The 13,033-nt window shown below is 36.1% G+C and carries 12 protein-coding genes and 1 riboswitch; of the genes, 9 read left to right on the plus strand and 3 right to left on the minus strand.

Annotation, left to right across the window (positions count from 1 at the left end; all coding sequences use genetic code 11):
* The first annotated feature begins 51 nt into the window (after positions 1 to 51).
* The 3 genes from tpiA to LQV47_RS13450 all read left to right on the plus strand — a co-directional run bounded on the left by tpiA (position 52) and on the right by LQV47_RS13450 (position 3,069).
* Positions 52 to 810, plus strand: coding sequence for a triose-phosphate isomerase (gene tpiA / locus LQV47_RS13440; RefSeq protein ID WP_230037664.1), 759 nt, complete (start codon positions 52 to 54; stop codon positions 808 to 810).
* Positions 811 to 964: 154 nt separating this feature from the next.
* On the plus strand, positions 965 to 2,122 hold the full coding sequence (locus tag LQV47_RS13445) for a helix-turn-helix domain-containing protein (RefSeq protein ID WP_230037665.1): 1,158 nt from the start codon (positions 965 to 967) through the stop codon (positions 2,120 to 2,122).
* 131 nt (positions 2,123 to 2,253) lie between these two features.
* A complete protein-coding gene (locus LQV47_RS13450; protein ID WP_230037667.1) occupies positions 2,254 to 3,069 on the plus strand; it encodes an aspartyl protease family protein in 816 nt (271 codons plus the stop codon).
* 128 nt (positions 3,070 to 3,197) lie between these two features.
* On the opposite strand, the gene LQV47_RS13455 is transcribed toward LQV47_RS13450, so the two are convergent.
* Entirely contained in the window at positions 3,198 to 4,460 is a 1,263-nt protein-coding gene (locus LQV47_RS13455) for an esterase-like activity of phytase family protein (protein WP_230037669.1), read from the minus strand.
* 258 nt (positions 4,461 to 4,718) lie between these two features.
* A riboswitch (cobalamin riboswitch) is annotated at positions 4,719 to 4,910 on the plus strand.
* 65 nt (positions 4,911 to 4,975) lie between these two features.
* On the opposite strand from LQV47_RS13455, the gene LQV47_RS13460 reads away from it, so the two are divergent.
* A complete protein-coding gene (locus LQV47_RS13460; protein WP_230037671.1) occupies positions 4,976 to 6,094 on the plus strand; it encodes a T9SS type A sorting domain-containing protein in 1,119 nt (372 codons plus the stop codon).
* A gap of 87 nt (positions 6,095 to 6,181) precedes the next feature.
* On the opposite strand, the gene clpP is transcribed toward LQV47_RS13460, so the two are convergent.
* Both clpP and dnaG read right to left on the minus strand, forming a co-directional pair.
* Positions 6,182 to 6,868 carry an ATP-dependent Clp endopeptidase proteolytic subunit ClpP gene (gene clpP, locus LQV47_RS13465; RefSeq protein WP_034726592.1) on the minus strand — a complete coding sequence of 229 codons (687 nt, stop codon included), beginning with the start codon at positions 6,866 to 6,868 and terminating at the stop codon, positions 6,182 to 6,184.
* A gap of 112 nt (positions 6,869 to 6,980) precedes the next feature.
* Positions 6,981 to 8,966, minus strand: coding sequence for a DNA primase (dnaG, locus tag LQV47_RS13470; RefSeq protein WP_230037673.1), 1,986 nt, complete (start codon positions 8,964 to 8,966; stop codon positions 6,981 to 6,983).
* A 338-nt stretch (positions 8,967 to 9,304) separates the two neighbouring features.
* Here dnaG and tsaE point away from each other — a divergent pair, with 338 nt between their 5' ends.
* The 5 genes from tsaE (at position 9,305) to LQV47_RS13495 (ending at position 12,813) form a co-directional block, all read left to right on the plus strand.
* A complete protein-coding gene (gene tsaE / locus LQV47_RS13475) occupies positions 9,305 to 9,712 on the plus strand; it encodes a tRNA (adenosine(37)-N6)-threonylcarbamoyltransferase complex ATPase subunit type 1 TsaE (RefSeq protein ID WP_230037675.1) in 408 nt (135 codons plus the stop codon).
* A gap of 65 nt (positions 9,713 to 9,777) precedes the next feature.
* Positions 9,778 to 10,968, plus strand: a complete 1,191-nt coding sequence (locus LQV47_RS13480; RefSeq protein WP_230037677.1) for an alanine dehydrogenase — start codon at positions 9,778 to 9,780, stop codon at positions 10,966 to 10,968.
* A complete protein-coding gene (locus tag LQV47_RS13485; RefSeq protein WP_230037679.1) occupies positions 10,968 to 11,339 on the plus strand; it encodes a hypothetical protein in 372 nt (123 codons plus the stop codon). The genes LQV47_RS13480 and LQV47_RS13485 overlap by 1 nt, the downstream gene beginning before the upstream one ends.
* 15 nt (positions 11,340 to 11,354) lie before the next feature.
* The gene (locus LQV47_RS13490) at positions 11,355 to 12,128 is read left to right on the plus strand and encodes a histidine kinase (RefSeq protein ID WP_230037681.1); all 774 of its coding nucleotides are present in this window, start codon (positions 11,355 to 11,357) and stop codon (positions 12,126 to 12,128) included.
* Complete coding sequence (locus LQV47_RS13495; protein ID WP_230037683.1) at positions 12,103 to 12,813, plus strand: response regulator transcription factor; 711 nt, start codon at positions 12,103 to 12,105, stop codon at positions 12,811 to 12,813. The genes LQV47_RS13490 and LQV47_RS13495 overlap by 26 nt, the downstream gene beginning before the upstream one ends.
* Positions 12,814 to 13,033: the final 220 nt, after the last annotated feature.

Here is a 13,033-nt window from a genome sequence, read left to right on the forward strand (position 1 = left end):
ATATCTTCAGAAAGTAAATAAATAATCTAAAAAGTAAAATAAATAAATCTTATGAGAAGAAAAATAGTTGCAGGAAACTGGAAAATGAACAAAAATGTAATTGATGCACAACAATTAATGATTCAGTTACTAAGCTATAAAAACAACAATACAACGAACTGTGAGGTTTGGATTGCTCCACCGGCTTTATATTTAATGATGGCAAAAGACGTCTTTGAGAAAGATGAGATCGGGGTATTCTCTCAGGATGTGAGCGAGCATGAAAGTGGTGCCTATACGGGTGAGATTTCTGTAGATATGCTGGAATCCATTGATGCAACGGGATCACTGATCGGCCACTCTGAAAGAAGACAGTATCACGGAGAAACAGATTCTCACTGTAACAGAAAGATCAAATTAGCGCTTGACAAAGGTCTTATTCCTGTATACTGCAACGGAGAAACTCTTGAGCAAAGAAAAGCGGGGCAACATTTTGAGGTCGTAAAAAATCAGACTGAAGTAGCTCTTTTCACTCTTTCAGCTGAAGAAATCAAGAAAGTGGTGATTGCTTATGAACCGGTTTGGGCTATTGGAACAGGAGAAACGGCAAGTCCGGAACAGGCTCAGGAAATCCATGCACACATCAGAAATATCATTGCTGTAAAATACGGACAGGATGTTGCAGATGAGGTTTCTATCCTTTATGGAGGTTCTGTAAAGCCTGACAATGCTAAAGAGATTTTCTCTCAGCCCGATATTGACGGAGGTCTGATTGGTGGTGCCGCTTTAAAACTGGAGGATTTCTCTAAAATTATTGAAGCTTTTAATTAAAATATTTATGCTGTAAAAAGGGATGTCGAAGATGTTCTTTTTTACAGCATCTCATCCGTTTTGATTTTTCAGAAAAGCGGATCCGTTCAAAAAATAGAAAATAAACAAACCCCAGGATTTTATTTTTTCAAATAGGTCACTTAAAATTAAATAAATGGATTTTTTAAAAACGATCGCCATCATATCTGTTTTTATATTGTTCCTTCTTATTTTGTTTTTATTGACTTTAAAGTCCAATAAAAAGTTTCCGAATCAACTTTTTGCAGGATATCTTTTTCTAACTGCTCTTGACGTAAGCGGAGTCTTCATTGCTGAGCCTGTCATTAGCCTTCTTCCCAACCTGGAGATCTTTAGATGGACTCTCATTTTATTAAATATACCGCTATTCTATTTATATGTCTTATCACTTTGCTATGAAGATTTTCAATTAAAAAGAAAACATCTTTTTCACCTTATACCTTTTGTCATTATCAATCTCATATTGGCTTCAGGAATCTATTGGGCAGATGGTATTGAAAAAAAATATTTTTTCAAACATCATCATCAGACCTTTGAAATGATTACTTTTCAATATTTGATAGAAATCCAGTATTTAATCTATACCATTGCTACTTTTACGGTGTTGAAAAGAACCCGAAGCATCTATCTCGAAAACCAGTCTTATTCTTCCAATTTAGTCTTTAAATGGCTGTTCCAACTAACTGTACTTTTTATGGTTGTTCATTATTTTGCAACCCTTAAAAATATGCTGAGATATACTGATGAGCATCAGCTACTGACTGTCATTAACGGATTTCTGGAAATCATGGCATTACTTGTCACCAGCTGGTTTGTCTTAAAAGCATTAAAATATCCTGAATTTTTCAGGGGAGTTGATCCTCAGTTACAATTAATAAATGATTTTAAAAATGAAACTGAGCCCAAAACCAGATCAGAGGCCAAACAAAATATAGATAACAGCAACATTAATTTGCAAATCGAATTACTGAATATATACATGGCTGAAAAAAAGCCATACTTAGATCCTGCTCTTACTGTGCAAAGCCTCGCAGCACAAATGAATATGCCCACCCGGGAATTATCAATTTTAATTAATTCAAATATGAAACAGCATTTTTTTGATTTTGTAAATACCTATCGTATCGAAAATGCAATGGAATTATTAAAAAAACATTCTAAAAAAGATTCTACGGTCTTAGAAATTTTATATCAGGTTGGCTTTAATTCAAAATCATCATTTAATACTGCTTTTAAAAAGCACACTACTTTAACGCCCACAGAATATAGAAATACGTATTATAAGAAGAATTAGTTAAACACTTTATTTCTTTTTTATTTGGTTCGACTTTTTAAAATCGGTCGCTTTTCATAACATAATAATTCAAATTTGTCTGCTATAAAACAGAGACGATTTTTGTATCACAGACTAAACAAAAAAGGATTATGAAAACAAAGGAAATATTTTTCAGCGTACTATTTTTAGGAGCAAATATCTGGGGATTCGGACAAGACACCATAAGGCTAAAACCTTATATTGAAAACATGAAAACTGTAGAGGTTTCTATTGAAGGAAAAAAATATAATTTCCTGTTTGATACCGGTGGAGCAGAAACTATTATTTCGCCAGAAATCGCAAGGCATCTTAATAAGAAAATATATGGAAGTTCAACAGGATTTAGAATGAGTGGAGAAATTATTAAATCTCAAAAATCAGATGGTATTTCCATTACTATAGGTTCTACAAAAATAGACCATCCAACAGTCGCTGTTTTTGATATTATGGCCATTTTACCAAAAGAATTCCCTAAAATAGGCGGTGTTATCTCATTAAAATCATTTGCTGCCCACATCCTGACTCTCAACCTTGCCAACAATGCTATTATTATAGAGAATCATTCTTCATCACAAAAAGCAATACAAGGAAAAAGTCTTATTCCCAGCAGATTTGCCAATGGGCTGGAAGCTACTGAACTCAATATTTTTTTGAATATTCCAAGGGACAATCAATCATACTGGTTTCTTTTTGATTCCGGAAACAGTGGTCCCTTGCTTTTATCTACAGAAACAGCCAAAAGTTGGAAGCTGCCGAAGGATAAAGATGACATGAATGTTGAGAGCCCATTTATTATTGGCAAAAAAACATTGAGTTCAAGATCATTTACAAGAGATATTATTTATGATGGTGTACTCAATTTTGAAACCCTTTGTAAATATATTTTCACAATTGACTTTAAAAACAGTAAAGTTTGGGTTAAGTAAAATAAACAGAAAGATAATATCTTTTTCACTTAAAAAGCCAGTAATTTTCATATTGATGAATTCTTCATACAGAGATCATGAAAACGGCGGAATCTTCGATTCCGCCGTTTTCTTTAAAAAAAATCTAATTATTGAATATCGACTACATACATCGTTCCTTTGTCTACTTTTCCTGTTTTAGGAAGAATTTTGGCTTTAGGATTTCCGTTTCCATCATCTACCACTCCAAAATCATCATCATTGAAAACGGCCAGTTTATTATTTCCCAAATAAACAATTCCTTCAAACTTATCATGCTCATAGCCCAGTTTCGCTACGAGATCTACTGCAAGGCTTTTAGAAACAGGTTTTATTCCGGCATTTGTAATCTCATCCCAGGTACTCTGTTCCAATGCTTTATTATTAATTTTCATTCCGTCTACAGCCGCCAGGTCTGTTCCATTAACGTCTGTAGCTCCGGATATATTGATTCTGTATACTTTTTTTATTCCTCCCTGTGTTCCGAAATTTCCGTCTCTTTCAATCACCAGGAATTCATTATTACTTAATGCTGTAATATCACAAACCGAATCAGAAGCTCCGCCATCCTGTTTGTATACATACTGTTTCGTTTGCCCTGTAATAATATCGAATGTTACGATTCTTGTTAATGTAGTATTGGTTGCCAATGCTTTAGTGGGAACCAGCATCATCGACTGTATTGTTCCTACCAGTGTTCTTCCATCCGGAGTGATACAAAGTCCTTCCATACCTCTGTTGGCCCTTCTTTTGGCTAAAACTGCAGGGAGTTTTCTTGTTCCTGTATTCACTCCAATTGGGCTTATCCTTTCCATCTCTACTCCTTCTGCACTATAATGAACGATATGCGGACCATATTCATCAGAAACCCAGAATGTTCCATCCGGAGCTGCCACAATACTTTCACTGTCCAGACCATATGTATCTGTTCCTAACACATTTCCTGAAGCATCATAAGCTACTTCACCGGTACTCCCCATTCCTATAGGATTTGGAAGTCCTGTGATAGGCTGCCCTGCCGGATTTTTAAGTTTAATATATTGAATGACCTCAATATTACCTTCAGCATTGATCTTAAAATGCATAATCGTTGGGGTAAAATTAGGGGCAAGAAATTTTTTACCGCTTAAGTAGTCTGTATTCGGACCACGGTCTGTAATGACATAAAATTCTCCTTTTCTTGTAGGATGGGCCGCTGCTCCGGATCCAAATCCTCCGTTGAGCACATCTACTCCATTGATAGTAGCCAATTTTGAAAAAGCAAATTCCTGTGGAAGCTTAGAATAATTAATCTCCTGGTTACTGGTGGTGTCATCATCTTTACAGGATGCCAGCGCCGTTAACACAAATGCGGATAGTAGCAGTCTTTTCATATTCTCTTTTATGGCTGCGAAAATATAAATTGATTGTAAACTGATCTTGAATATAATGATAATTGTATTTTAACAATGGAACCATGAAAATGAATTTAATATAAACAGTAAAACTTTCGGTTTCAATCCGAAAACCTAACAAGATCTTTAATTTAATTATCAATTCAAAAAAACATAGCTTTAAAAGCTATTCAGCTTCAGGAGAAATATAAAAACTGAAATATAATTCACAAAACAGGATACAAAAATTTATATGATATATTTGCAGCGTTTTAAGGTTGAACACTGTTCATTAATAGGGAATCAAGTGAGAATAAAACTCAATTCTGAGCTGTACCCGCAACTGTAAGCTGTTTTACTTATAGCAAAATACAACCACTGGATTCCTGATCCGGGAAGGTGTGCTATAGGATGCAAGCCAGGAGACCTGCCTTATCCATTGTCACTTCAGGATCGTGATTATTGTCACTTTTCCTAAGTAAGTTTCGGGAATAAAACTTTAATTTAATTATATCATGAGAAAAATCTATTTTTTTTTCTTACTGCTTTTTATGCAGTTTTTGTCTGCCCAATTTACAGAGAACGACATTAAGTTTTGGGTAGGAACAGGTTCAAAGAAAGCCTATTTCATTGCAGATTTTAACGATAATAATTCTCCTGCTTCTTATGCATGGGGGTACCGTTTTGATGGTGATAATCTAATGGCAGAAGACATGATCAATGCTATTGTTGCGGCAGAGCCTAAAATGGAAGCTGATATTCTTTCAGGATTTCTTTACAGTTTCAAATATAACCACCATGCTCCAGACACAGATGATTACTGGATACCATGGTTCGGACCAAGTGCGGAAAATATGTCTAATAACAATAATGGTGCAGGTTCTGTTACTTTAACAGACGGGCTATGGTTTGGTATTACCTATGGATCTGATGATGCCCAGATTGACACTCCGCCATCTACTCCTGTACCCGCTTACAGCTCTCAATGGTATACATCTTCGCAAATCACCAATTGGATAGGAACAGGAAGTAATAAAAGCCTGGTAGTGGTTGATTTTGGCACCAATCAGTCAAACGGAAATGCAGATTCTTTTGTGTTTGGAATTAAATATAACGGAAACATCACAGCCGAGCAGGCCTTACAGCTGATCCGGTCTCAAGCCGCTTATTTTAATTTTACCACATCAAACAGCCAGATTTCTGCTCTGTCACTGAATAATTTTACCGGAAACGCCGCAGGGGCAGACAGTTGGAAATTATATAAAGGTAAAGACCTCTCAAGCTGGCAAAAGAAGTCTGAACTTTCTCAGATTCAGCTAGCCAATAATGACTGGATGGGTATAAGCTTCGGACAGAGAAGACCATTTACCCCTACGGAAGCAGCCGATTCTATGCTGGGAGCTTCTTCTGTCACAAAGAAAAAATTCAGTATTCATCCTAATCCTGCAAATGATTTTATCCAGATCGAATCCATTGAAAAATATAAAGAAATAAATATCTACTCTTCTTTAGGCCAAAAAGTAATCACTTCCCAAGCCACAAAAATTGATATTCATTCTTTGAATTCAGGTGTTTATTTTGTTGAGATAAAGACAGCAGATACTTCAACCATCCATAAGATCATCAAGAAGTAGAACATCCTATGTGAAATGCTTTTTCATACAATGATAAAACAAAAAAACGCACCGTATTGGTGCGTTTTTTCCGATTTTTAGCATCGATTATTTTTTCTCTGTTGATCTCTGTAAAACCTCATCTACCATTCCGTAGCCTTTAGCTTCTTCAGAAGTCATCCAATAGTCTCTGTCAGAAGATTTTTCAACCCACTCGTAAGTTTGTCCTGAATGATGACCAATAATCTCATAAAGCTCCTGCTTTAATTTCAACATCTCTCTTAAGTTGATTTCCATATCAGAAGCAACACCCTGTGCACCTCCTGAAGGCTGGTGAATCATTACTCTTGAATGTTTAAGAGCAGAACGTTTTCCTTTTTCTCCTGCCACTAATAATACAGCTCCCATTGAAGCAGCCATACCTGTACAGATTGTTGCTACATCCGGCTTAATGATCTGCATAGTGTCATAAATTCCTAATCCGGCATAAACACTACCTCCCGGAGAGTTGATGTAGATCTGAATATCTTTTGACGGATCAGCACTTTCTAAGAATAAAAGCTGAGCCGTAACAATATTAGCTACCTGATCGTCAATTCCTGTTCCCAGGAAAATAATCCTGTCCATCATCAAACGGGAGAAAACGTCCATCTGAGCAACGTTTAATCTTCTTTCTTCCATGATGTACGGTGTAAGATTCGTTGGGCCATACATTCCCATATACTGATCGGTAACCAAACCGTTGTTTCCTAAATGTTTTACAGAGAAATCTCTGAAGTCCTTTTTAATGTCCATATTTATATTATGTATTATTTTAACAAATATTCTCGAAGTTTAAATTACAATATTTATTCCTAAAATTTTATGAGACTTTTTGTCACAGAACAGGAATATATCTGTCCATAAACTATCTGTTTCTGCCGCCATAGATCCCTTTAATCGGTGAATACTCGATAATAGCACTCAACCGTATGGAAGCCTGCTTCAACAGGGTAATTTTTTTGATCAGATCATAGTATTTGGTCTCATCATTATCACTGTACCGGTCTAGCTCTTTTGCCGTTTCTTTTATCAGATAATCAATATATCTGTATTTATGCAACAATACATCACCTCTTACCTGATCTGCCACTTTATCACCATAATTGGGAGGATAAATATTCCTCGATGCCCAGTTTTCAAGATCATCGAGAGGAATCAACGCATCAACAACCTTTGTGGTAATGTCTTCATCCATAAAAGATACAAAAAAGTTCCCACTTCTAAGCTCTTCTTTTTGAATTCCTTCTTTTACCTGATTAATGATAATTTCGTTTTCTTTTACTAAAAATGTATATTGTTCTTCTTCAAAATGATGAAGAATTTCTTCAATAACAGTGATCTGATACTCTTCATTATTATCAGTAGTTCTTTTCAGAACAATATCTCCAAACATCAGCATATGGTCCACAAGTTTGTTCTCCATAAACAGAACATCATACAGAAAGGGATCTTCTTTCTCCTTATCCAAAGGAACGATCTCCATCTTTGGAACAGCCGTTTCTTTCTGCTGTTGCTGAACATGGTGGGTCTGATTCTGTGTAATCTGTTTCTGAACATCAAGCTCATTGAAAAGACTCTGCTCAGAAAGACCAAACTTATTGGATACTTCTTTAAGGTATACTTCCCTTTTCAGCGCATTCTGAACGAAGGAAACCGACTTTACAATATTCCGTATAGCCTCCGCTTTTTTGATAGGATCGGTACCGGCATCTTTTAACAGGATCTCAGCCTTAAAATCGATAAAATCCATCGCTTCATTTTCGATGTATTTTTCAACGTAGTCCTGTGGATGTTTTCGGGCAAAAGAATCGGGATCATCTCCATCCGGGAAAAGCAATACACGGATATTCATTCCTTCGGTCAAAAGCATATCAATACTTCGGAAACTGGCTTTAATTCCCGCGTTGTCACCATCAAAAAGAATGGTTACATTTTCCGTAAGTCTTTTGATCAGTTTGATCTGTTCTGTAGTCAGGGAAGTTCCGGAACTTGCCACTACGTTTTCAATCCCGGACATATGAAGTGAAATCACATCCATATACCCTTCCACCAAAAGACAGGTATTCTTTCTCGAAATGGCCTGTTTGCTCTGGTTTAATCCATAAAGGACATTAGATTTATGGTAGATCTCTGTTTCCGGGGAATTGAGATATTTGGCTGTTTTGACATTATTTTTAAGGATTCTGGCTCCAAAACCTAAAACCCTTCCTGAAAAACTGTGAATCGGAAAAATAACCCTTTCCCGGAAGCGGTCTATTCCTGCCGGAGCATTTTCAGGGAAAATAGAAAGCCCAGATTTCTCCAGAATTTCTTTAGAATATCCTTTCTCTTCTGCATACGCTGTAAAAGCATTTTTCTTTTCAGGAGAATATCCCAGCTGGAATTTCTTGATGATATCATCTTTAAGCTCACGCTCTTTAAAATAAGCCAGTCCGATACTTCTTCCATCTTCAGCATCCCAAAGAATTTCTTGAAAATAATTATTGGCAACTTCGTGGATTTTATACAGAAGATCTTTCTCTGTCTGGGCATGTTTGGCTTCTTCGGAAATTTCACGGAGATCTTCTTCAATTTCAATTCCGTACTTCTTGGCTGCATGGCGAAGTGCTTCAGGATAGGTAAAATTTTCAATTTCCATCAGGAAAGAGATAGCTGTTCCTCCTTTACCTGTTGAGAAATCCTTCCAGATCTGTTTACTTGGTGAAACTACAAAACTTGGAGATTTTTCCTCATGGAATGGGCTGAGCCCTTTAAAGTTAGACCCCGCTCTTTTCAACTGCACATATTCACCCACAATCTCTTCTACCCTGATTGTGGAGAATATTTTATCTATCGTCTGCTTAGAAATCATGATGTAAAATTAAGTATTTTTATAGAGAAGTCGGAAGTTTTGAGTGAGGTACTTTTGGAAATATTATGGGAATGAGGTTTGAGATTCGGCATAAAGAGGTACGGGATTCGAAGTGCGGATTTCAGGATCAGTAATCTAAAATATTTGTTCCTGTATAATATATAATGTATAACTTCTAGCACCCAACTCTTAACTCTTAACTCTTAACTCTTAATTCTTAGCTCTTAACTCTTTATCAATATCCAAAGCCAACCTCCTACCTGGCTAGCATCTAATATTTATTCCTTTCCCTCACTTTCTCAAACTTAAATTTCATTATTTTTGTAGCAAATTAGCTTATGCAATTCACTATACATACAATCGAAGACTGGCAGGAAGTTGTGGATACTGTTTTTCCTGAATTAAAATATAACATTCTTTTACTGAAGGGAAATCTGGGAGCCGGAAAAACCACTTTCACACAGTTTTTGCTTAAAAATCTGGGCAGTGAGGATGAGGTCAACTCACCTACCTACTCTATTGTCAATGAATACAGTACTTCAAAAGGGAAGGTATACCACTTTGATCTGTATCGCTTAAAAAACGTTGAAGAAGTCTATGATATTGGTATTGAAGAATATCTGGATAACTCTTTTTTGTGCATCATTGAATGGCCGGAAGTCTATGAAGAAGAGCTTTACGGGCTCAAGTACCATACAATGAGCATTCTGAATACAGGCGAGCACAGAGAAGTTTCATTCGATTAAATATTATGTATCTTTGCTTCTTAAATCAGTATTAAAATAATAATCTGTAAGACATAATTTAAAGGATGAGTACAAATATTTTTACTCCTTTCACAGAAGAAGAATTGATGCCGAAAGAGGAAAAATTGGAGGTTATAAAAAAGGGGAAACAATTCAGTATTGGAATTCCTAAAGAAACCTGTTTAAATGAAAGGAGAACTTGCATTACTCCGGACGCTGTACAGGTGCTGGTAGAACACGGCCATGAGATTATCATAGAATCAGGAGCCGGACAAGGATCATTTTTTACCGATTTACAGTATTCTGAATCTGGAGCAAAGATCACTAATGATCCCAAAGAAGCCTTCGGACAGGATCTTATTTTAAAGATTAACCCTCCTACCGAAGATGAAATTGATTTTATGAAACCGAATACCTATTTGGTATCAGCACTTCAGATCAATCTTAGGGACAAAGAATATTTCTTAAAGCTTGCTGAGAAAAAAATAAATGCCATTGCTTTTGAATTTATTGTTGATGAATACAAACAACTATCTCTTGTAAGGCTCATTGGTGAGATTGCAGGATCTGTTTCTATTTTATATGCTTCAGAATTATTAGCCCTGTCCAATGGGTTAATGCTTGGAGGAATTACAGGTGTAAGACCTGCTGAAGTAGTAGTTCTTGGAGCCGGAATTGTAGGTGAATTTGCTACAAAAGCCGCAATAGGCTTAGGAGCCAGTGTAAAAGTTTTTGACAACTCACTATCCAAATTAAGAAGACTTCACACCATTGTTGACAGCCGCGTTCCTACATCTATCATTGATCCTAAAGAACTCAGCAAAAGCTTAAGACGTGCTGATGTAGTCATCGGAGCTCTTCCAAGATTAAATATGACCCCTATCGTTACTGAGGATATGGTCATGAAGATGAAAAAAGGCAGTGTCATCATTGATATTACTATAGATAACGGCAAGGTTATCGAAACATCGGAACTTACCACTATGGAAGATCCGTATATCATCAAACATGGTGTTATTCATTGTGGGTTACCCAACCTTACGTCGAGAATGCCCAGAACCACCACAAAAGCAATTTCGAATTTCTTCCTTTCCTATATCCTGAATTATGATGAAGAAGGTGGTTTTGAAAATATGCTGATCCGCAAAAATGAAATGAAGCAGAGTTTATATATGTATAAGGGAAGACATACCAAAAAGATCATCTGTGACCGTTTCGGACTTACGTACCACGATATCAATCTTTTAATTTTCTAATGAAAAAATTTAAATTTTATTTAATAGGCTTCATTCCGGGGCTGATTCTTGTATTCTTTATTTTAAACAAAAAGGGAGCCAGCTGTAGTGGTTATCTGCCCAACAGCCGTGTCATCGCAGAAACCCTATCCAAAGAATTCAAATATTCCGAAGCGGTTAAGAATGCAATGATCACCAACAAGATTGATGAAAAATTTATCAAAGACAGTATCATTACCCACGGAAAGGTAGATTTTGACAGAAGTGATGCACAGAAAAAGCCATGTCCGGCTTACATTATCACCTATCCTGAAAAGAATCCTACGTATGAGATCGGCTTTGAAAAATGTGAAGAGACAATGACGGTAAACAGTCTGAAAAAGCTTAAATAGTTTCAATACGATTTTATGGAGGGCAATTACTACATGATTCATGATTATCTGATATTCATCGGAGTTTTTGCCATTTTCTTTTTTTTAACCACCAGTATTTACCTCTTCAGTCAGCATCAAAAACTGAAACAGAGAAATACCAAGTTATCAGAAAGCAATAAAATCATTGAACAGCGATTGAATGAAGTTCGTCTTGAACATATTGGTACCAAGCTGAATCCCCATCTTTTTAAAAACATCCTTAATTCAGTTCAGTCACATGCTTACCAGACGTATATGTCTCTGGATAAACTGGCCAATGTTCTGGATTATATTTTATACGAAAGCAATAATAAGTTTGTAAGTCCAAAAGAAGAGCTCGACTTTGCCTTAAGCCTTATTGAGATCAACAAGATCAAAATAAATCCCCTTTTCGACTTCAGGATTAAATCCAGGATCAATAAAACCGATTCTGTATATGAGGAAAAAGTATTTGCCCCGCTCATTTCCGTTGACCTTATAGAAAATGCCTTCAAGCATACCGATTTCCTGGCCCAGGATTCTTTTATTTCCATTTATCTGGAACTTGAAAACGGGATGTTTACGATGAAAGTAAGCAATAAAGCATCTTTAAAAAACAGCCTTACCAAGGAAAAAAGCGGTTTTGGAAGCCAGTCTTTGGATCAAAGGCTTAAAATGATTTACAGCACCTACTACCAACTGGAAAGAAGTTCAAAAAATGGTATCTTCACAGCAGAACTAAAAATCAATTTAGGAGAATTCTATGATAAAATGCGTTATTCTGGATGACGAGCTGCTAGCGATCAGCTACCTGAAACTTCTATGTGAACAAATTGAAAATGTAGAGGTGGTAAAAGCATTCAACGACCCTAAAATTTTCCTGAACGAAATTGGCCATATCGACTGTAATTTATGTATTCTGGATATTGAAATGCCCGGAATGACAGGTCTTCAGGTTGCAGAACTCATCTCAGATTCAAAAAAAATTATTTTCACAACAGCCTATAAAGAATATGCTGCTGAAGCTTTTGACCTTAATGTAGTGGATTATGTGAGAAAGCCTATCAAAAAAGAACGTCTGATCCAGGCCTTCGAAAAAGCTAAGGAACTGGTAGAAACGCCTCTTAAAAAAAACTTTATCGAATGGAATACCAACATTGGAAAAACAGTCATCTTTACTGAACAGATTGCTTATATCAAAACATCGGAAATAGACAGCCGGGATAAAGATATCACCCTCAATGACGGAACCACGATTGTTTTGAAAAACCTGAACTTTAAAAACCTACTGGAAATGCTTCCTGCAAAAGATTTTGCACAGGTTAATAAAAAAGAAATTATCGCTCTGGCCTCTATCAAGGTATTTTCAACCAATGAAATTATCAGTACCATCTCTACAGAAGATCATACTTTTCTGAAACTTCAGATTGGTGAAGCCTATAAAAGCTCATTAATGGAACTCTTTGGAAAATAAACTTTCCAGTTCTTTACGGTTTCATTACAGAATACCAACCCTTTATTACAGCGCCTTATTTTTAGTCTGCAATCCATGTACTTTTGCTGCAGATTAATGGATGTTGTAATGAAAAATACAGGCGCTCTCATATCCGGCTTTTAATTGATGTTGGATATTCTTTCAAGTAGATTTTATTACATTTTTTAGAACATTCATTACATTTTAAAAATAAGGGTAT

This window comes from Chryseobacterium sp. Bi04 (assembly GCF_918698085.1).
Taxonomy (GTDB): Bacteria; Bacteroidota; Bacteroidia; order Flavobacteriales; family Weeksellaceae; genus Chryseobacterium.